We start from the raw sequence: 19,996 nt of genomic DNA on the forward strand, positions 1-19,996 counted from the left end.
CTTGCCCTGACATGCGCTGCCTCGACTGTAGCGCTTGCCGAAGGGCTTTCGCATTTTGGAGCGACCACCCTCTCCACTTTCCAACTATCAATTTTATTCTCATTTTCCCGTGAACGCCGAACACATCCGTAACATCGCCATCATCGCGCACGTCGACCATGGCAAGACCACACTTGTCGATTGCCTGCTCCAGCAAAGCGGAACTTTCCGCGAGAACCAGGCCGTCGAAGAACGTGCCATGGACTCAATGGATCTCGAGCGTGAAAAGGGCATCACCATCAAGGCGAAGAATACCGCAATTCGATGGGAGAATCCCAAGGACGGAATCACCTACACCATCAACATCGTCGACACTCCCGGGCACGCCGACTTCGGTGCCGAGGTTGAACGTGTCATGAAAATGGTCGACGGCGTGCTGCTCTTGACCGATGCCGTGGGCGGCCCTCAGGCCCAGACCCGCTGGGTGCTGCGCAAGGCACTCGATGCCGGGCTCAAGACCATCTGCGTGATCAACAAGATCGACCGCGAGACCTCCCGCCCTGACTGGGTACACGACAAGGTGCTGGAACTCTTCCTCGACCTCGATGCGGATGAAGATCAGTTTAACGCGCCATTCCTCTATGCTTCCGCTAAGAACGGCTTTGCCGACCGCGAGGTGGACGGACCACGCGAGAACATGACCGACCTCTTTGAGACCGTGGTCGAGCGCATCCCGCCCCCGGTTATCGAAGAAGGCGACTTCCGCATGTTGGTTTCGAATATCGACTGGGACGATTATGTCGGTCGTATGGCGATCGGACGCGTTCTTTCAGGTGATGTCAAACAGGGCCAAAGTATCCACGCGCTCCGTAAGGACGGCCGGAAAGAGCGTGTCAAAATCACCAAATTGAAGACTTTCTCCGGGCTCGCGACAGATGACGTGACGGAGGCTGTTGCCGGCGATATCGTCGGTTTGGCCGGGTTCGACGATGTTGATATCGGTGACACACTCGCGGCTACGCCCGAGGCCGAAGCCCTCCCCTTCGTGGAAATCGACCCGGCTACCGTGCAGATGGAGTTTTCCGTCAACAACGGCCCGCTTGCCGGCAAGGACGGCAAAAAAGTCACTTCCCGCCAGATTCGCGAGCGTCTCATCCGCGAAACGCAGTCGAATATCTCCATTTCCATCGAAGATACCGACGATGGCACGCGCTTCCTCGTCAACGCGCGCGGCGCCATGCAGATCGCGGTGCTGGTCGAGACAATGCGGCGCGAAGGCTTTGAAGTCCTCGTCTCCCGCCCCACCGTACTTTACAAGGAAATCGACGGTACCCGCTGCGAACCTTTCGAACAGGTTTGGGTGGAAGTCCCGGAAGATCAACTCGGCGGGGTCATGGAAAACCTTTCCAAGCGCAAAGGCAAGGTCACCAACATGGAGCACCATAATGCCGGCGTGACGGTCGAGGCCGAGGTCCCCACCCGCGGCCTCATCGGCTTCGAAAGCGACCTGGTCACCATGACCTCCGGCCACGGTGTCATGAGCCACTCCTTCCTCGAATATCGCCCGCACTGCGGCGAAATTATCACGCGCCAGACCGGAACTCTTGTCAGTATGGAGCAAGGCAAAGCCATGCCCTACGCCCTGGATATGATTCAGAACCGCGGAAAGCTCTTCGTCGGCCCCGGCGAGGAAGTTTACGGCGGCATGGTGGTCGGCGAAAACCCGCGCAAAGAGGACATGCCGGTCAATCCCGCCAAAGCCAAGCAACTGGACAACATGCGGGCCTCCGGTTCGGATAAGGGCATTCAGCTCGCCCCGCCGGTTAAATTCTCTCTGGAGCGTGCCATCGAGTACATCGCCCCGGACGAACTCGTCGAAGCAACGCCCAACTTCTTGAGAATGCGCAAACGCGAACTCGACGAAAACAAGCGCCGGAAGATGGCTAAAGCGGCCAAGGGATAAAAGTGAACAGAGGCGGGATTTTCCCGTGATACACTGAGGCAGAATTCAGCGAAAATCGACTTCCGGCCCAACGGTAAATTGACCTTCCCCGTCGAGAATGAGCACCACACCCTCGCCCGAAGCGGGGACAATACCTGTCAAAGCAGTTATCGTAACCTGGTGCGTCACCATTATAAGCAGTTTCTCATTTAAGGGCTGTTTGGCCAAAAATTCCCTCAGGGCAGCCATGCGTTCTTTCTTTTTCGAGCGCTGCTGAAAAAAAGAATTCAGCGCGGGCATTTCATGTACATGCCCAAGCTTCATCAACTCTGCCGTTTCTATACAACGACACCACTCACTGCTGTATATTTCAGCCTCATCAATACCCTTACTCCGCAGCCATTCTCCCATCGCAACTGCCTGTTTGCGCCCCGTTTCGTTGAGGTTTCGCTGGGTTGAGCAGTCACCCAGCTTGAATTCGGCCGGATCTCCAAATCCAGGGGCCAGTGCGTGACGTATGAGTAGAACCCGGCCCGTACCGGCAAGGGAATTTTCGTGGCCCGCCGACTGTGCATTCACCCCGACGAAGCAGAAAGCAGCCAATAGAACGGCTGACGAAAAGACGCGGAAGATATTAAGATTTCTAATCACTTGTCATACCATATTCATAAGACTTCGCATTGGCAATGCGGGCGTAGAAAATACGTGGGGGAATACTTAAAAATACCGAAACGTTACAAATCCGCTAAAACTCGATTGTAGAAATTTAACTTTGCAATGAGTAGTTTGCCCTAAATACTGATACCATGGACTTCGGCGATATTCGCGCAAGCGAACTGCTGGACACTTTACAAGTAGGTGTTGTTGTCCACTCGTGCGACACCTCGGTCCTCTATGCGAACCCCAAAGCACTGGAGTTGTTACGCTTGACGAAAGCTCAGGCGCTCGGGGTCTCCGCATTTGATCCCTTATGGCGCTTCCTGGACCAGTATGGGAAAAAGATGCCTAACGAGGACTACCCGGTGAATCAGGTCGTGGCCAGCAAATCAGCTTTGAAGGACTTACAGGCCGGGATTTGCGATTCTTCCGGCAGGATTACCTGGGTGAACTGCAATGCCTATCCCGAACTTCGACCCGATGGAGAGATCGACCGCATTATCGTCAATTTCATCGATATTACAGAACAGAAGGAGTCTATTCCATTTAAAGATATCGTCACCCTTTCCCATGATTCAATAATCGTCACCGATGCAAAGGCTTCCGATGAGTCAGGCCTTAAAATCGTCTACGCCAACCAGGCGTTCTACGACTTTACCGGTTACACCGAAGATGAAGTTATCGGGAATAGCCCACGTATGCTGCACGGAGACAAAACCGACCCTGAATCACGTAAAAGAATCGAAGAAGCCATTACGCAAAAGAAACCCGTCCGCCTGACTTTAATTAATTACCATAAGGATGGCACGCCGTTTTGGAATGAGGTCAGTATCTTCCCCTTGAAAAACAAATATGGTGAGGTGACTCACTTCGTGGGAATTGAGCGCGATGTTACCGCCCGAAAAGAACGGGAAAACGAGGCAAATATAACCAATAAAAAACTGCATAACCGCAACCTGGAGCTCAAAAAGATCAACGATCAGAAAAATCAGATTCTGGGAATTGTCGCGCATGACCTGCGAAACCCGCTTTACGCACTCACAACCTCCTTCGAATTGATCGGCGAATTTGTTGACCGCAACGACCCTGAGTTGTTTGGCATCATCGACAGCTCAATCAACAATATGAATAAGATCATCGAGGACCTGGTGGAAAGTCAGGCACTGCACTCCGGAGATACCGAACCGTCGAAGGAGCCTCATGAACTGGACGAATTAATTCACGAGGTGACTCGACTGAATCATCAGAACGCCCGAAAAAAAGGCATCTTTATCCGGGTCAAGGTTCCCGAGCAGATCACTGCATCATTTGACTACGGGAAACTACACCGTGCCTTGGACAACCTACTAAGTAATGCCGTGAAATTCTCTCCGAATCAGTCCGAGGTCACGATCGGGTGTGAAATGATTGATGCGGACACGATCCGGCTCTACGTGCGTGATAATGGACCGGGACTGACAGATGACGACAAAACCAAGGTTTTCGGCCCCTTCCAGCGACTCTCCGCACAACCGACAGGCGATGAACCGTCGACTGGCCTCGGGCTCTCCATCGTCAAAAGGATCGCCGAACTCCATGGAGGCGACGCCGGCGTGATAAGCGAGTATCTCAAAGGGGCTAAATTTTACCTGGATCTGCCGAGATAATACTTTCTTCAGAGAGGTTTGGTCCGATTAATTGATCGTAGCGATGGTACGCCAGTACCGTCGATTGCTTCTGAGAGATCAGAACTTCTTTAAAACGTGTACTACCTCTGCGAAAAGGCACCCCGCATAGACAGGGTGTCCACATTGTCAGGCAGTGTCTTGCCCGTGGCGAAGCTGTAGAGATAGGCCTTAAATACGGCATCCGCGGTAGCACTGAAAAGAACGGCGAGAATCCCCAGAGGCACGCAAATGGCCAGGGCCACAGGGATGCTCACGTACAGGCCGAGTACGATACCGATTCCGATAACCGGCAGCATAAGAAGGAAGCCGAAGGTACCCATTGAGAAGTTCCCCATCAGGGCGGTGCCCCACTCTTTTTTCAGCGTATTCATCGAACTTTTGATGGCGGCTACAGGGCCGAGGCCTTCGGCCACGATGACGGGAATGACGAAATAAGTCAGGGCCGTCCAGGCTGAGCCGAGCAAGCTGGCGACAATCCGCCCGATCTTATCATTCCGCTCCAGAGCATTAAGAATCATGCCCACACAGGCGGAAACCAAAGCCCAACCGAAGATGGCGTGAATCCGTTTCATGGCGAACTTGAGCCCGAAACCGATCCTCCCCTGTCCGCCTTCGAAGATATCCATCACCGAAGCGATCAGGGCTGTATTGAAGAAGACGATGCAGAAGTAATTACAGAAATAAAAAAGAAAGGCGGTGACATACATCGTCGGGTCTTCGGAACCCGATGCCTCACTATCGATACTGGCCAGCCACGTATCCAGCTGCCCTGTCATCTCCAGAGGGAGTAGAAAACTCATCAGGACGAGAATCGTAGCCGTCGTCGAGATGGCGGGGAAAACCATCAAATGCTTGTGGTCGAAAAGCGTGCTGTAGCTGAGCTTGGCGAACTCCCAGGAACGTGACCAAGTACGAAATATCATGCGCTAGGCATAGAGCCGCTAGCTGTATTACGCAAGTCAGGAATGGGGAACAGTAGAGACTCCGCTTGCGGATGCCAGTATGCAGAAAATATTTTGTTCAACCGCTATCGCTTTACCAGAACCGCTTGCTTTGAGCGTATGCAACCAGATTACATAGCCGGAAGAAATGAACTTCCAAACCAGATCATGGCACCCGCAAGCGGAGCCTGTGCGGGAACAGCTACTTATTCCTTCCAAACGGACACACCGCCCGGGGGAAGTTCTTTTTCGCCAATGACGAATTTCGTCTGTCTCGCAGTCGGCAAGGTATAGGTTTGGTCCGTGTAGTTCACGCCCACCCAGAACCCGTCGCGGAAGTCGGCGAACACGTAAGGCGGCAGATCGAAGGGCAGGTCTCCGGCGTAACGGCTGTAGAGCTTACGCAGGACGTCATATTCCATTTCCGAGTCTTCAGACCAGGTGCCAACGTAAGTGCTGCTGCCCTTGCCGTAATCCTGATGCGTAATGGCGGCACTGCCCTCATAAAACTGGTCCGCAAAGCTGCCCCAGACTTCGGTCTCGGCATACGGCTCGACCACGGTGCCCCAAAGATGCCAGGGATACGCCTCACCTTCAAACGCAACCGTACCGGGCCGATTCGCGGGCAGGTGGTCGTAAAACGGAATCTCGCCTCCGACCAGCGGCCAGACAGGCTCTTGTTTTTTGGCCTCCCAAAGGTGTCCCCGGTCGTCCTTGAGCCCGGAGCGGGTGCTCATGATCAAGTGGCCACCTTGCTTGGCATAACGCTCCAGTTTATCAATCAGCTCACGGCTCATCATCTGGTAAGACGGAACCACCAGGAAGGGCGTTTCTTCGGGATCGAAGGTGTCATCCGGCTGGAGAAAGACCACATCAACCGCCATGCGTTTGAGCCCCTGATACCAGGTGTAGAGATGCTGCCAGGTGTCCCAGGCCCGGTTGTGTGGATAGCGCTCAATGTCCATGACATTGCGCTGACTCCAGAGGTATCCGGTTCGGGTGTTTTCAACAAAGGGATGGGTCGCTTCCGGATCGAGCTGATCTTCAAAGTCGTTGATTTCGTTAACGGCTTGTACGAAATCCTTACCGTTGAAATTAACGCTCACCCCATCGGTCTGCATGATCCCGCTGTGAAACTGCTCCAAACCGTAGAGCGGCTGACGAAAACGGTAGGTGCAAACAAAGCGCTCCCCCATCCCGAAGGCGTGCCAGACCCACATGCGCACGGCCCCGGGTAAAGGAATGGCATTAAAGCGCCCCCAGTTGATCTGGCCGGGCTGCAGCTCCATGATGCCGGTGTAGCCACTGACGGAAGCCGCGATCTCGGTCCCCATACTGAACTCCATGCCGGCACCCAAGCGGTGCGCGAGCGAATCACCCGAATCGAGGGAGATGTTGTGGGAGATATACATGGTATGGCTGGCAAAATCGAGGGTGTCACGAGTCAGGAATGGATCCACGTTTTTCAAGCCCTTGAAGTAGGCATAGTTCGTCGTGATCCACTGGCTGCCGTCACCGTGGGCACGAATAATCTCGGCCTGATCACTCAAATCGCGCGCGATCTCCTCTGATGTGTAGGTCTCAAAATCCAGATAGACATGGGGATTGGAGGTCGGGACGTTGACCTGACTGAAGTCATTGAGCGTGTAGCTCCAAAAGGCCGCGCCCCATGCTTCATTGAGCGCTTCGATAGTACCGTATTTGTCCTTTAACCACTCGCGAAAGGCCTTGATGGCGGAGGGACTATAATCGGAGCCAACCTGAATATGGGGCTCATTCCCGATCTGCCATCCCCAGACCCGGTCATCCTTGGCGTAGCGTTCGGCGAGCAAAGTCACAATGCGGTCCACATACTTTTGGTAGATCGGGTTGGCCAGCGACCCGGTCAGCCGGGAGCCGCTGTGCTGCAGCCGATCGCCCTCGGCATCCATCGCGAGGATCTCGGGATGCTTCGTGGCCAACCAAGCGGGCGGGCAGGGAGACGGTGTGCAAAGAATAACCTTGAGCCCGTTCTCATCAGCCAGAGCGATCACTTTGTCCAGCCAGTTGAAGTCGAATTTGCCCTCCTCCGGTTCCAGCCGGGCCCAGGCAAACTCGTTGTAATGAATAAAATCGAATCCGAGTTCGGCGACGCGCTTGATATCCCGCTCCCACTGTTCTTCAGGCCAGTGCTCCGGATAGTAAAAGACCCCGAAGTGCGAGCCTTGCTCCGGGAAGAACTTTTCTTCCGAGGCCCCCGCATACGAAGACAACAAAACGCAAAAAAGAAGTGAGAATATCCAGTGCTTTAAAACCATTATTATTGGGATGAAGTATTTCGTTTAGTATCTGACAGCAACTAGCCGGCTAATGGTCCGAGCTTAGTCCAGACTCAGCCAAGTCAAGCAGACCTTGTAGATAATCGGCTTTTACCTGATCCAGGTCCTCCTCAAAAACGAGCAGGTTGGGCAGAGATGTGGCGAAATAGTCGATTTTTGCCGGCTTCTGCATCTCGGCCTTGATGTAAGCCATCATCGCACGAAGTACCTCCTCCGCTTTTGCATCGTACCCCAGGGCGTACAGCGCTTGGGCTTTGAAATAGGTGAGCTCGGAATATTTGCTCACGGCCATGCCTTGAAAGTCACCCGATTCACTGGCTGCCGCTTCAAACTCCCTGACCGCCTCTTCTTCACGCTGGAGAGCACGCAAGGCACGTCCTTTCCAGTAAAGCACGTCGGCCTTGGCCTGTAGAAGATGATACTTCTCGCCGAGTGGCTCGGGGGTTCGCATGGCCAATTCGAAATGCTCCAGTGCTTCCTCGGCATTACCATCAGCCAATGCAGCCTGGCCTAGTTTCAGCCGAGCGGTCGTGTATTGCCGGAGAACTTTACCCTCCCCGCCTTCCCACGGGTGGAAGCTGCGCGAAAGCAAAAGATCGAGTGCTTTTTGTGATTGTTCAGTCTCGTTATAAAGTGTCGCCAACTCAACGGTCGCATCGTCGCGATCCAGCACGAGATCCATGCGGGCTTCGAGAAATGCCAGGAGTCTGTCCGACGGGTCCCCCAACTTGCGGCAAAGCTGAACATATTCCGTAACCAACCGCGGGGCATCCGGCTCGCAGTCGAGCGCTTTTTCATAGCTGTCACGGGCGGCATCGGCATCACGGTGTGCGTTCCAATAAGCCATCCCCAGATTTCGATGCACCGTGCTAAACGATGGATCCGCGGCACGGGACATCTCCCATGCTGTCATCGCGTCCTGATGGCGCTTCTTGTCATAATAATAGTTACCTAGACCGTAGCCGGCATTTCGGTCGGACCCCTTCTGTGCCAGGGCCCACTGCAGAACGACGACTTCGTGAAGGCGCGAGGGGAAGCAATACCCCGGCGAAGCGACACGGGCAGCCTCCAGTGCCTCGTGAGCTTTCCCGGCGTCGCCCTTCTCCGCAAAAAGCCACGCCAGCGCATAATGGGTCATCAAGCTTCGCTGCAAGGGGTTCGGCACCTGCACTGTTGTGACCTCTGAGTCGTGGTGTGCTTGTAAAAGCTCAATGGCCTCCTCCAGGCAGCCAAAGTCAGCATAATCAAATGCTATGTCCAAGGCAGTCTGCGCATCGTTACGACTCTCCTCTGCCAGTTGGGCCACTCCCCTGGCCAGTTTGGCTTGCTCGGCCAGAGCCCAGTGATCCAGCGGATCGACCTCAAGCAGTTTCTCCAGGACCAATGAGGCCGCTTCACTGTCACCGCTCTTGCGCAGGCAAATCGCTTTCGCCACATGAGCCTTGTTGTGTTCGATATTCGTATCGAGCGACTCTTCCAGGTGCTGAAAAGCCGTATCCGGTTTTTCACGACGCATCGCTAGACAAGCGAGTTCGTAAAAAGCAGCGCTGCGCCAGGCATAATTCCAGGTGGACTTGTAGAACAAACGGTAGGCTTCATCGAGACTGCCCTGATAACGCCTCACCAGACCCAAGAAATAATGCGCTTCGCCGGTTTCAGGATTGGGGTGCCGGAAAGTCAGCCGGGAAATCGCACTTTCAAAATGCGCCGCAGCGGCGGAAAAACCGGCGCGCGACAATTTGAGCCGTCCGAGTGCAATATTACACCGGGCATCGAGTGGATCGCGCTTCAGGCCTTCCTCCCAGTAAAGTTCCGGATAGCGGGTCGGGTGACGATACTGGTCGAGATGCTCGCCGGTAAAGTAAAGTTCGTCCGAGGACACGATCTCTTCCGGCATGGGCGGCTCAGTTGCCAATGCCCGATCTCGGGACAATTTCGTTTTATCCACCGGCCGATAGCCAACCAGCGCTTCTCCTTCTGCATTAAAGGCCCATATGGAAAGTGCGGTGTCATTATCCCCCTCAAAGCTGAGCGAATGATTCTGCCAGGGCCGGTCGGGCGTAATGCGGACGGTTTCCTCCAGAATCACCCGACCCGCATTTTGCACCACGATGTTCACCCCATCCATGGGACGGGAGACCGCCAGACCCAGGTCGATGCTGCGGTCCTCTTCGATCACGCAACGAATGGCAGCCAATCCGTTGGCCTGCTGCACGGGACCAAGCTTTTGATAAGGCCACCAGAACTGGGAAAACGTCTTGGTCTCGTAAGGAGCCAGATAGGAAAAATCCGGTTGATTGTCGGTATACACTCCAGCCATCAGTTCGATGTAAGGGCCGTTTGCATCCGTTAATTCCCTATCCCAGGCCCATCCGAATTCGTGGTTTCCCCAGGTCCATTGTTTCTTACCCGGACTGATGTGCCTGTTCGCCACATGAATAAAACCTCCCTCCTTGTCGTAGTCGTAACCACCGAAGAAGTTGTCCTCCGTCTGGCACACCATGTAGCTCGTTGGCACGGGGATATTGCTGTAGCGTGACAAGTCGTTCGCACCCGGACGTGCGGCGTAATCGACCCCGTAATACTCGTTCTCCGCAATCGGAAACGATGACATGGCGCGCACGGCGTGATCGGCAACGTAGTGCACGTCTGTGGGGAAAAAGCTTTGATAGTTTTCGTGCACCCGTGCGGCCACATTGGCCCACCAGAGGAAGGTTTGCGTCAATGGCGTGCGGTTGTAGAGCCGTCCACGCAGCTCGATCAATGCACTGCCGGGGCGCAGGCGAATACCATGCATGCCCTTCATGCGATTGAGGGGATCCAACTCGCTCTGCCAGACCGTTGCGCTGCCATCGGGCTCTTCCTCAACGAAAACGTCCGCCGGTAAATAAGTTCCGGGTCGGTGATGCTGCGGCCAATTGAACTCCACACCGCCGGAGATCCACGGTCCGGCCAAGCCCACCAGAGCCGGCTTAATCACCTCCTGCCGGTAAAAAAAGTCATAATCCCGGTTGGCTTTGTCCTGCCCCAGGAAGATGCGCCCGCCAATTTCGGGCAACATCACAAGACGCACGAATTCATTCTCAAGGCGGGCCGCCTGATAATTCGTATCCACCGGAGGTTCATCCTGCAGGACCTTGTCGATGAAGGGAACGGGATACACCTTACCGCAGGAACCCTGATAAACACGTTTCTCGAAAAAGAGCGGGTTCTTTTCGGGCTCCCCCAGACCATAGGTCGGGATGACCATCGATTCCAATTCAGCCGTTACTTTACTCATCAAATTAAAATACTTTTCTTCCGTTCTGTTTCAAAAAACACTCAAGGCTTCCTTGTTTACCAGAAGACGACCACAAAAACGACGACACTCAGGATAACCGCCGCACCGAGCAGCTTCACCTTGGGATCGGTTTCCAGATCAAGGTCTTTCCGCTCCGGTAAAACCTTCGCCTCGGGCATGGGGCTCAGCGTCGTCACCAATGCCATTAACGCACAGACGGCGACAAAGGCGATCAGGACCTGCAGCAGGAAATGAATGTCGGTCGCGAAAGCTTGGAGAATGCCATAGAGCATGGGGCCGGCTACGAGCGCAAGCACCCCGGCCGCCGGTGGCGCTTTCGGCACCAGCATACCGAACAAGAAGGCCGCCACCACGCCGGGCCAAATGTAGCCCTGGAACTGCTGGATAAACTGGAAGACCCCGCCGAATTTCGGATCGGCCAACATTGGTGCGAGCAGGCAGCCGATAACGACAAAAACAATGACCATGATACGGCCGAGCCAGACCATTTGTGACTGCCTGGCATCTTTGCGAATTAAACGCTGCACCACATCCAGCGTAAAGATCGTGGAGGCAGAGTTGAGCATCGAAGCGAGCGAGCTTGTAATCGCCCCGGCCAGAGCTGCCAGCAGGAAACCACGCATACCCGAAGGTAAAAGATTTGCGATCAATGTGGGATAAGCTTTGTCCGGCGTCTCGGCCAATTCACCGGGAAATAACTGGAAGGCCATGATACCCGGCATGACGATCGCAAAGGGCACCAGCAACCAGAGGCCGCCGGCAAAAATCATCCCCAATTGACCGTCTTTCAAAGTCCTGGCCGCGAGGTTCCGCTGCACGATGAATTGATTGAGACCACAGTAATAAATCAGGACAATCCACATACCGCCGAGTACCCCCGTCCAGGGAAGATTCTCATCACTCGCCGGTAAAACCATGTGCAGCTTATCTTCGTTTGCCGCAGAGAACTCGCCCCAGCCACCACAGGCATCCAGACCAAGGGCAAAAACCAGTAGCCCCCCGACAAGCAGGGCAAGGCCCTGAATTAAGTCGGCATAGGCCACCGCCTTCAAACCACCGATCGCGGTGTAAAAGGCTGCCGCGCCGCCGATCACCCATACCGCTAAACTTAAATCCAGGTCGAAGATGGTATGCAGGGTAAGTCCACCGGAGAAAAGCACCGCTGTCAGTAGCACCACCACGTAAATCGCCACCGTCAGAATCGCAAAAATCGACCGTGCGTAGACATTGTAGCGGTATTCCAGATATTCCGGCATGGTGTAAATCCCGGCTTTCAGGAATCGCGGTAGCAGCGTGAAGGCGATCAGGACGATCCCCACCGAGCCGATCAACTGCCACCAACTGACGGCGAGACCGACCGCACCAGCCCCCTGCCCCGCCATGCCGACGAACTGCTCGGTCGAGATGTTGGCCGCCACGATGGAAATACCGATCAGCCACCAGGGAAGGCCCCGCCCGGCGAGGAAGTAATCTTCTTCGGCTTCGGCTCCACCGCGGCTTTTAAACAAACTGAAGCCAATGACGGCGGCAAAGAAAGCGAGGAACAGAATCCAATCAAAGGGGGAAAGTACCATGATCAAAGAGGTATGTTGGGATGAAAGGACATGCATCATAGCATTTGACGCAGTTCGATGGGAATAGCTATATTTCCGGCACGCATGGACAATATTACGGACCATAAAGCGGAAGGTTTTGCCGGCCAGCGCTTATACCGACTCCCTAAAATGGCATTACAGCGCCTTCGGGAACGCCCCTTTACCAAGGATTTTATAGTCACCGACCTCGGCTACTTCCCGACCGTAGAAAAACACAGCGTGACCCGTCCCGACGGGGTCAAGCAATGGATCCTGATATTCGTGAACGAAGGCAAAGGCTGGTATGCAAGCGAAGGCAGAACACATGAGCTGGGAGCCAACGAAGTATTGCTTCTTCCGCCGCGGCGTAGTCATTGCTATGGTGCGGATGCCAAGGCACCTTGGAGTATCTTCTGGTTCCACTTCGAAGGCAGGGGCCCGGAAGAGCTATTGGATTGGATCATAGCGAAGCCGGAGCCACAGACCATAGTCTGCCGTTCGCCCGATACACTCCGGCGGCAGTTTCATTCGATTCTTTCGGCGGTCGAGCGAGGCTACCACGAGCATACCCTATTGGAACTTTCCCGGGTGCTCATTAACGTCTTAACTTTACTTCACCGAAATCCGATCAGTGAACCCAATGACATGAGGCTCGAACGGATCGAAGCCACCATGGACCAGATGCGCCGGGACATTGGCCGGCCCAGAACGCTTCGCGACTATGCCTCGACCTCCGGATTATCGGTCAGTCAATTCAGCCACTTGTTTAAACAACATACCGGTATCAGCCCGATGAATTATCAGACCGAAATTCGCATGCAACGTGCCTGTGAATTTCTCGATACCACTTCGTCGAGCATCAAGGATGTGGCCTGGCGGCTCGGCTACGACGACCCGCTTTATTTCTCCCGCACCTTTAAAAAATGCACCGGATTGTCCCCTTCCCAATATCGCGACCGCATTTAGAGCAATACGATCACAGGCAAGGGCCTTCGGAGAGGGGCGGTATTGAAGCAAGTCTTGGCAGTCAGGATGCAGCCACAGTTCCCCGCGCGCAACACCCGGAGGGATTGGTTCGCTGCGCTCAGGGCTGCGCCCCCATCCTGTGGATGGCCCATCTCCGGTCGCCTGCTCCCTCCGTCGAACCGGGGGGTTCAAATCCCTCGATATTGCACAAAAAAAGCCGCAACTTTTGTCGCGGCTTTTATGGTACACCCGGAGGGATTGGTTCGCTGCGCTCAGGGCTGCGCCCCCATCCTGCGGATGGCCCATCTCCGGTCGCCTCCTCCCTCCGTCGAACCGGGGGTTCAAATCCCTCGATATTACACAAAAAAGCCGCAACTTTTGTCGCGGCTTTTATGGTACACCCGGAGGGATTCGAACCCCCGACCTTCTGGTTCGTAGCCAGACGCTCTAATCCAACTGAGCTACGGGTGCATCGGAAATGCGGGATAAAGACAAAGCCTCGGGCACAGATCAAGCCCTAGTTTAAAAAAAAGTTATCCCGAGAAAGGGCGGGCATATACCATGATGGCGGCAATTAGTCCGAGGACCACCAAAAGCCACCAAATAAGCGGCGCCGAGGCCGGTTTGCGGTTGATCACTGCGATCAGTCCACCGAGGGCAAACCAGATGACTAACTTCACAATAATCCAGGGCGTGGTAAAACTGTAGCCCATTTTGGAAATCAGGGCAAAGCCGGCGACAAAGATCAGAAGCAACCCGATGCCGCTGGTAATGGAACCGAGCTTTTTGACTCTGGCATCGTCACTGCCCGCGAGGCTGCGCCCCAAAAGCGCGCCATAGCCGAGAAAGAGCATGACGAGACCGGTGAGATGAAGAATGTGATAAATGTATGGTGGCATGTTGTGGATCTTACAGATTGAGCCCAAAAGGCAAGCGCGCACAAAAAAACCGCCGGTGATATGCCGGCGGTTTTGAAAATGACTTTTTCAACAGGCCTTTAGGAAGCGTTTTCCTGAAAGACGTGGAGGTCGCGCTGCGGGAAGGGAATACTGATACCTTCGGCGTCAAAGCGTTCCTTCACTGCTTTTTGGAAGTCACACTTGAACTGCCAGTTGTCCGAAGACTTGACCCAGGGGCGTACCACGAAGTTGATACTGCTGTCGGCCAGTTCGCTGACGCCAATAAAGGGCGCCGGTTCTTCGAGGACACGTTCGTCTTTGGAAATCATGTCCTGAAGCACGTCCATCACTTTGGATAGATCGTCAGAGTAGCTCACCCCGATCACCATATCGGCACGACGGGTATCGTGAGCGGAAAAATTGGTAATCGCACCGCTCATGACCTGGGAGTTCGGCATGATGATTTTGATATTGTCCGGAGACTTCAGTTCGGTCTGCAAAATGCCAACCTGCACCACGGTTCCCAACTCGCCCCCGATCTTTACAAAATTACCCGCCACAAATGGCTTGAAGATGATCAGCAATACCCCGGAAGCGAAGTTCGACAGGGAACCCTGCAAAGCGAGGCCGACAGCCAGGCCGGCGGCACCAAGCACGGCGACAAAGGAAGTTGTCTGCACGCCAAGTTTATCAATTGCCGCGATCACGACAAAAATAACAAGCGCGCCATAGAGAAGACTTGAGAAAAACCCGACGAGCGTTGCGTCGATTTCTTTCTTCTCCAGGGCGGATTTGAAGAGTCCGCGCAGTTTTCTCGCCACCCACAAGCCGGCAACGAGAATGATAATGGCAAACAGCACTTTCATGCCGTAGCTGGCGATGGCATCTACGATCTTATCAATGTCTTCCATAGTAATTTTCTGAATCAGGGTTGAGTAGTTAACTCTATCGAGTTGAGAAAAATATTAGCAATTAACAGGCCACATCGGCGTGGAAATTGTTCCCTGCCGTGGTCGCTTTGATATACCCTTTGCGAATCGTGAAATCGCCGAATCGCTCCCCTTCGTTACGCTCCTTGGCATAATCGAGCAGGATAGGTTTGAGCTCGTCGATAATTTCTTCGTGGGTAATCGAATTCCGGTAAAGCTTGTTCAGGCGCTCACCTTCAAATCCCGCTCCGAGATATAGATTGTATTTACCGGGCACTTTACCGACGAGGCCGATTTCCCCCAGATAAGGACGGCCGCAGCCATTCGGGCAACCGGTGGAACGAATAATGATGTCATCCTGCTGCAAACCCGCCTCCTCGAGAATAACCTCGAGATCGCTGACAAGGCTGGGCAGATACCGCTCCGACTCGGCAAGCGCTAGGCCACAGGTCGGCAGTGCCACACAGGCAATCTGGTTGCGGCGCATCCCACTGGCCTTTTTGTAGGCGTCGAGCTTGTACTTTTCAACCAGGCGATCGATTTGATCGCGGTCTTCCGCGGCTACGTTGGCGATAATGAGATTTTGATTCGCAGTCAGCCTGAAGTCTCCTTTGTGGACCTTGGAAATTTCCAGCATACCGGTTTTGAGCTGCTTGTCATCCTTGTCCACGATACGACCACCTTCGATAAAGAGCTGCAGGTTCCACTTGCCGTTGGTGCCTTCGTTCCAACCGTAGCGGTCACCGGTGCTTTCGAATGAATAGTCGCGCGGGTCCTCGAGTTCGTAGCCCAAGCGTTTTTCCAGTTCCTCGCGGATCCAGTCTTTGCCAAGGCGCTCGACGGTATATTTAAAACGGGCGTTGGCGCGGTCGACGCGATTGCCATGGTCACGCTGAATGGCCACGATCTTCTCGGCCACACTGACCGCCTGATCGGGTGTGCAAAATGCAATCACATCCGCAAGGCGTGGAAAAGTCTTCTCATTTCCATGCGTCATCCCCATCCCGCCGCCGACGGTGACGTTGAAGCCGGCAAGCTTTCCGTCTTCGATGATAGCAATAAAGCCCAGACAATGGGCGAACACATCCACATCGTTGCGCGGCGGAATGGCCACTGCGATCTTGAACTTACGCGGCAAGTAGGTCGGGCCGTAAAGCGGCTCGGTCGCATCGCCGCCGCAGTCCTTGGAGCGCTCGGCTGCCTGTTCCACGCCGAGTTTAATCGGCTCGCCATCCAGCCACATTTCGGAAAAGGCGGGCGTTTGCGGCTTCAAATGTGCATCAATTTCAGCAGTCACCTTTTGCACCGCTTCATGCACCTCGGACGCGAATGGATTCGGGTTACACATCACGTTACGGTTCACATCGCCGCAGGCAGCCAGCGTCGTCATCGCGACATCATTGCAGGACTTGATGACATCCTTCAGATTGCCCTTCAAAATGCCGTGCAGCTGAAAAGCCTGTCGAGTGGTCAATTTAATGGTGTTGAAGGCGCAAAAGTTGGCCAACTCATCAACCACCTGCCACTGCTCCGGTGTGCAAACGCCGCCAGGCAGGCAAATCCGTGCCAGAAAAGAATATGCTTTGTCCAACTTGTGTTTACGGCGCTGCGCGCGAACATCGCGGTCATCCTGCTGGTAAAGACCATGGAATTTTGTCAATTGCTGGTCGTCCGCCGCAATCGATCCCGTGGATACATCAGCCAGGCCTTCAAGAATCGTGCCGCGCAAATACTCGCTACGGGTCTTGATGCCCTCGTTTTTGTGAAGTTGTGGTGCTGTCTCGCTGTCGGATATCATAGATAAAAATGAACTAGAAAAGCGCTTCCGTGCAAACTGGCAAATCCAGAGCGCACATGAGGTCAAAAATTATAATTTAAAGCTTACTTGTATTCTTAGGTTTGTCACTCAAAAACCAAAGAAAAGCCCGAAAAGTCGAGAAATGACTAGCTTTTAAACAGATCCGTGTTTTCATTCCCTCTTTTTTTAGAGCTTCGAAGCAATATGAGTAACAGCGATTCCATTGTTCCCGGCAACAACCCGCTCCGTCCCGAGCAAGCCAATTTATTGAATCAACTTCTTCCCGGCCTGGCCCCGGAACAAATGATGTGGTTGGAGGGTTTTGTCAGCGGTCTGCGTGCCGGTCAAGGCGGTCCCGCCGCTGCAGCAGCCCAACAACCGGCAACCAGCCCGGAGCTTACTGTGCTTTACGGCACCGAATCCGGCAACTCCGAGAGTCTCGCCGACCAGACGGTCAAGGCTGCCAAAGGTTCCGGCTTCAAGGCAAAGGCCGTCAACATGGCCGACCTTAAAGTAGCCAAGCTCAAGGACATTCAAAACCTGTTGGTGATTGTCAGCACCTGGGGTGAAGGAGATCCGCCGGAAACAGCGGTAGATTTCTACGAGGAATTCATGAGTGACAAGGCACCGAAGCTCGAGAACACACGCTTCTCCGTACTGGGACTCGGTGATACCAGCTACGAACACTTCTGTAAGATGGGCAAAGACTTCGACAGCCGTTTGGAAGCGCTGGGTGCGAAGCGGATTTATGACCGCAAGGATTGTGACGTTGATTACGACGACGATTACGAAGCCTGGCATGCCGGAGCCCTCAAAGCCCTTGAAGCTGAGGCTGGAGCCAGTGCGACTGCGACCGCTCCAGCTGCAGCCACAGCAGCGGCTGCTCCTGTCAAATATTCCCGCAAGAACCCCTTCCCCGCCGAGTTAAAGGAGCGCGTCCTTCTCAACGGCAAAGGCTCGGCCAAGGAAACCATCCACTTGGAATTTGACCTCGAAGGATCCGGTTTGACCTACGAAACCGGTGATGCCCTGGCAGTCATTCCTCACAACGCATCTGATGTGGTGGAGGATTTACTGAAAGCGTCAAAACTCGACGGTGATACCAAGGTAAGCCTGAAAGACGGTGAGTTCAGCCTGCACGAAGCACTCACGAGCCATCTTGATATCACCGCACTTTCCAAGCCGGTCCTGAGCCGCTATAATGAATTCGCCAAAAGCGATGAACTCGATGCCGTCATCAATGACAAAGAGAAGCTCAGCGACTTCATCTATGGCCGGGACGTGGTCGACCTACTGACCGAATATCCGGCGAAAGAACTCACAGCAGACGCATTGGTCGGCATTATGCGCAAGCTACCACCGCGCCTATACTCGATTGCTTCCAGCCCGAAAGCTCATCCGGATGAAGTGCATCTGACGGTAGGCGTGGTTCGTTACAGTTCGAACAGCCGTCCCCGCAAGGGCGTCTGCTCCACCTATCTTGCCGAACGTATCGAAGAAGGTCAAAAGGCCGAGGTCTTCGTCTCGCCCAACAAGAACTTCAAACTGCCTGCCGATCCGGACACGCCCGTCATCATGGTAGGGCCCGGCACGGGCATCGCGCCCTTCCGTGCTTTTATCGAAGAGCGCCAAGCGACCGGAGCCAAAGGGAAAAACTGGCTCTTCTTTGGCGACCAGCATTACCTGACGGACTTCCTCTACCAGACTGAATGGCAAAGCTACCTGGCGGACGGCATTCTGACAAAACTCGATGTCGCCTTTTCCCGCGACCAAAAGCACAAAATATACGTGCAGGACCGGATGCGAGAGAATGCGAAAGAGCTCTACGCCTGGTTGCTGGAAGGGGCCAAGTTCTATGTATGCGGCGACGCCAACCGAATGGCCCACGATGTCGACCAAGCCCTTCATGACATCGTCGAACAGGAAGGCGGGTTCTCGAAAGAGGAAGCCGCCGACTACGTCAAACAACTGAAGACGGACAAACGCTACCTGCGCGACGTCTATTAGGGCTGAAGCTTGTAAAGAGCTCAACCCGCCACTGCCTGTTCCCTCCTTCCCGCAAGGAACGAGAGCTACTTTCACTTTTATTTTTCACCTTTATTCTTATGGACGTCCTTTGCGCAGGCTACGCTTGTGTCGACATCAACTTTAAGGCCAAACATCATCCGGTGCCCGACGAAAAACTTCGGGCGATCGACATGCACAGTTGTGGCGGCGGGCCGGCAGCCAATGCAGCTGTCGCCATCGCGCGACTGGGCGGTCAGGCAGGCTTCGCCGGATACTTGGGTAACGATGCCTTCGGTGAAGCGCATTTATCTGAATTAAGAAAGGAAGGAGTCGATTGCTCCGGAATCTCGCGTGGCGAGTCCCCCACTCCCATCGCCTGTGTCACAATCAAACCGGACGGCCAACGCTCGATCGTTGACTATTTCCCCGCACAATCCACCGCCCCCGAAGATGCGGCCAGCCTGAAAAAACAGGCTGCCAAGGTGCTTCTGATTGACGGGCACCAACCTCTTCTCTCTGCCAGACTTCTTGATGAAGCCAGAGAGCTGGGCATTCCCAGCTTGCTCGACGCCGGCTCGGTCCACGATGGCACACTGATGCTCTATAACAAAGTCGACTACCTCATCACCTCGGAAAAGTTCGCACGGGAAATGAGTAAGGAAGATGACCCACGCCTTGCCCTGGCTGCCCTGGACGGAGCGGCCCCCTTTATTGCCTGCACCTGGGGTGAGGATGGCGTCTATTGGCAGGATGACGATGGCCAGCACCACATGCCCGCCTTTGACATTGAGGCCGTTGACACCACCGGAGCGGGAGACGCATTCCACGGAGCCTTTGCGCTTGGTTTGGCCGAGGGCCTGGGGGTTCGAGATAACTTGCGACGTGCCTCGGCGACCGCGGCCCTGACATGTTTAAAAAACGGCGCTCGAAGTGCTTTGCCCAACCGTGATCGGGTCCTGGCATTATCACACGCTTACTAAGGGACACAGGAGAGCCGCCACGCGATTGCAGTCCAGAT

At 54.4% G+C, this 19,996-nt stretch carries 13 protein-coding genes and 1 tRNA gene; 5 read left to right on the plus strand and 9 right to left on the minus strand.

Annotated elements, in window-relative coordinates; genetic code table 11:
- Positions 1-109: 109 nt before the first annotated feature.
- Positions 110-1,942 (plus strand): translational GTPase TypA, encoded by a 1,833-nt coding sequence (gene typA, locus DDZ13_RS07045; RefSeq protein ID WP_110130737.1) that lies wholly within the window; start codon positions 110-112, stop codon positions 1,940-1,942.
- 45 nt (positions 1,943-1,987) lie between these two features.
- Here the strand turns inward: typA and DDZ13_RS07050 are convergent, their stop codons facing one another.
- Entirely contained in the window at positions 1,988-2,572 is a 585-nt protein-coding gene (locus DDZ13_RS07050) for a histidine phosphatase family protein (RefSeq protein WP_199221074.1), read from the minus strand.
- Positions 2,573-2,727: 155 nt separating this feature from the next.
- Here DDZ13_RS07050 and DDZ13_RS07055 point away from each other — a divergent pair, with 155 nt between their 5' ends.
- On the plus strand, positions 2,728-4,224 hold the full coding sequence (locus tag DDZ13_RS07055; RefSeq protein WP_110130738.1) for a sensor histidine kinase: 1,497 nt from the start codon (positions 2,728-2,730) through the stop codon (positions 4,222-4,224).
- A gap of 101 nt (positions 4,225-4,325) precedes the next feature.
- Here DDZ13_RS07055 and DDZ13_RS07060 read toward each other — a convergent pair whose 3' ends face one another.
- The 4 genes from DDZ13_RS07060 to DDZ13_RS07075 form a co-directional block, all read right to left on the minus strand.
- Entirely contained in the window at positions 4,326-5,168 is an 843-nt protein-coding gene (locus DDZ13_RS07060; protein WP_110130739.1) for a DUF6159 family protein, read from the minus strand.
- A gap of 224 nt (positions 5,169-5,392) precedes the next feature.
- A complete protein-coding gene (locus tag DDZ13_RS07065; protein ID WP_110130740.1) occupies positions 5,393-7,483 on the minus strand; it encodes a beta-galactosidase in 2,091 nt (696 codons plus the stop codon).
- A 49-nt stretch (positions 7,484-7,532) separates the two neighbouring features.
- Positions 7,533-10,784, minus strand: a complete 3,252-nt coding sequence (locus tag DDZ13_RS07070; protein ID WP_199221075.1) for a DUF5107 domain-containing protein — start codon at positions 10,782-10,784, stop codon at positions 7,533-7,535.
- Between the two features lie 56 nt (positions 10,785-10,840).
- On the minus strand, positions 10,841-12,379 hold the full coding sequence (locus tag DDZ13_RS07075; RefSeq protein ID WP_110130741.1) for an SLC5 family protein: 1,539 nt from the start codon (positions 12,377-12,379) through the stop codon (positions 10,841-10,843).
- Between the two features lie 57 nt (positions 12,380-12,436).
- On the opposite strand from DDZ13_RS07075, the gene DDZ13_RS07080 reads away from it, so the two are divergent.
- Positions 12,437-13,345, plus strand: a complete 909-nt coding sequence (locus tag DDZ13_RS07080; RefSeq protein WP_110130742.1) for a helix-turn-helix domain-containing protein — start codon at positions 12,437-12,439, stop codon at positions 13,343-13,345.
- Positions 13,346-13,738: 393 nt separating this feature from the next.
- Here the strand turns inward: DDZ13_RS07080 and DDZ13_RS07085 are convergent.
- From DDZ13_RS07085 to DDZ13_RS07100, 4 genes are all read right to left on the minus strand, one after another.
- Positions 13,739-13,816: transfer RNA gene (locus DDZ13_RS07085), tRNA-Arg, on the minus strand.
- A gap of 62 nt (positions 13,817-13,878) precedes the next feature.
- On the minus strand, positions 13,879-14,244 hold the full coding sequence (locus tag DDZ13_RS07090; RefSeq protein WP_110130743.1) for a hypothetical protein: 366 nt from the start codon (positions 14,242-14,244) through the stop codon (positions 13,879-13,881).
- A gap of 98 nt (positions 14,245-14,342) precedes the next feature.
- On the minus strand, positions 14,343-15,155 hold the full coding sequence (locus DDZ13_RS07095) for a mechanosensitive ion channel family protein (RefSeq protein ID WP_199221076.1): 813 nt from the start codon (positions 15,153-15,155) through the stop codon (positions 14,343-14,345).
- Between the two features lie 61 nt (positions 15,156-15,216).
- Complete coding sequence (locus DDZ13_RS07100; RefSeq protein ID WP_110130745.1) at positions 15,217-16,971, minus strand: NADPH-dependent assimilatory sulfite reductase hemoprotein subunit; 1,755 nt, start codon at positions 16,969-16,971, stop codon at positions 15,217-15,219.
- Between the two features lie 204 nt (positions 16,972-17,175).
- Between DDZ13_RS07100 and DDZ13_RS07105 the strand changes: the two genes are divergently transcribed.
- Positions 17,176-18,978, plus strand: a complete 1,803-nt coding sequence (locus DDZ13_RS07105; protein ID WP_110130746.1) for an assimilatory sulfite reductase (NADPH) flavoprotein subunit — start codon at positions 17,176-17,178, stop codon at positions 18,976-18,978.
- A 98-nt stretch (positions 18,979-19,076) separates the two neighbouring features.
- Entirely contained in the window at positions 19,077-19,958 is an 882-nt protein-coding gene (locus DDZ13_RS07110; protein ID WP_110130747.1) for a PfkB family carbohydrate kinase, read from the plus strand.
- Positions 19,959-19,996 lie beyond the last annotated feature (38 nt).

The organism is Coraliomargarita sinensis, assembly GCF_003185655.1.
Taxonomy (GTDB): domain Bacteria; phylum Verrucomicrobiota; class Verrucomicrobiia; order Opitutales; family Coraliomargaritaceae; genus Coraliomargarita_B; species Coraliomargarita_B sinensis.